Source organism: Methylomonas sp. BG-2, assembly GCF_057766305.1.
In genome coordinates, this window is record NZ_JBYMAP010000483.1 from 1 (window position 1) to 1250 (window position 1250).

At 42.9% G+C, this 1250-nt stretch carries 2 protein-coding genes; one reads left to right on the top strand and one right to left on the bottom strand.

The features are described 5' to 3' along the window. Positions 1 to 205 precede the first annotated feature (205 nt). On the bottom strand, positions 206 to 526 hold the full coding sequence (locus tag AC3B8H_RS21460; protein ID WP_488443534.1) for a hypothetical protein: 321 nt from the start codon (positions 524 to 526) through the stop codon (positions 206 to 208). Positions 527 to 662: 136 nt separating this feature from the next. Here AC3B8H_RS21460 and AC3B8H_RS21465 point away from each other — a divergent pair, with 136 nt between their 5' ends. Next, positions 663 to 947 (top strand): hypothetical protein, encoded by a 285-nt coding sequence (locus AC3B8H_RS21465; RefSeq protein WP_488443535.1) that lies wholly within the window; start codon positions 663 to 665, stop codon positions 945 to 947. The last annotated feature ends 303 nt before the right edge of the window (positions 948 to 1250 follow it).

Sequence of the window (1250 nt, forward strand, 5' to 3'; positions counted from 1 at the left end):
TGCAGAAAACACTTAACAATGCAAATTAACTCGGACCGCAAAAACCGCTACGCGCTTTTTGCGCCCGGTTATTTGCGGCGTTAGGCATTTATAGGGGATTGGAAATGCGTTATATCTTATCAGCACTTTGGCTCGCACTTTGCGGACTTTGGCTTAAGGCTCTTTTCTTCCATGGCTCGTTGGTTGGAGGCGTGGAATGGTTGGTTCATACCCGAAATACAGTCCCATCTGCATTGAATATATTTATGGCCGCCCTGTGTTTGATAGCTTTAATCATTCTGCTGAGAAACAAGCGCTTTCCAATCGTATTGGTATACGTTATTTCAATAGCTGTAGGCGTCCATTTGATCAACGCATTATACGAATACATGCTTTTTTCATCAAATGGCAGATTCATTTTTTCTATTCTTAGATGGCCGTTTTCATTTTTACATCGGCTTATTCCTACATACACTTTGTTCACCAATAGAATAACTGGCAACTTTGTTGTTTTCATTCTTCCATTTTCTACAGCATTGCTATTCATTGCATCACTCTATATGCAAAATCTTAAACTTCTGAAGAACAATGCCTAACCAGCGGGTAAACTTGACCGGCAAAAGCTACGCTCCTATCGTCGCTACGCTTTCGCCGTCAAGTTACCCTTATCGTTAGCAGTTTCTATGTCGAACCTCTCTGTACTTGAACGCTTGGAAGGATATCTCGCCGAATACGAGCAAAACGAAGTGACGCGTGCGGAATTTGTGAAGATCCTATCCAACAGTATTGAAGCATTAGAAGGCGTACCTTACAGCGTGCGCCTAGAGCTTCGAAATCATGAGCGCGATATTGAAACCGAGGGCTACTTTGAAGAAGAAGGGGTTGAGTCAAAAATAACCTCAGCAAAGGAAGCTCTCAAATTGTGGCTTCAACATTTGAAAGAATATTATGGTCACGGCAACTGCTAACCAGCGGGTCAACTTGACCGGCAAAAGCTCCGCAGCTATCGCCGCTGCGCCTTTGCCGGCAAGTTACGCTTGTCGTTAGGTTCTTGCAAAAATGGGACATAATTCCAGAGTTATCTCGGCGATTCTGACTGGCGTATCGGTGAATATTTTTGTGTTCTGGATTCTTGGTATTTTCTTTGAAATTGCTATTGCTGCATGGCACGATGTTTCACCTAAGAAAGGTGGAATAATAGTGATGCAGTCAAATTTGCTTTTGTGTGCCAAAATCTTGTTGGGCTCATTTTCAGCCTGGATTTCTGGAAA

Bases quoted from the DNA above. Each gene is read 5' to 3' on its own strand.
- AC3B8H_RS21460 (WP_488443534.1), bottom strand. From the start codon at position 526: ATGAATAGCAATGCTGTAGAAAATGGAAGAATGAAAACAACAAAGTTG.
- AC3B8H_RS21465 (WP_488443535.1), top strand. From the start codon at position 663: ATGTCGAACCTCTCTGTACTTGAACGCTTGGAAGGATATCTCGCCGAA.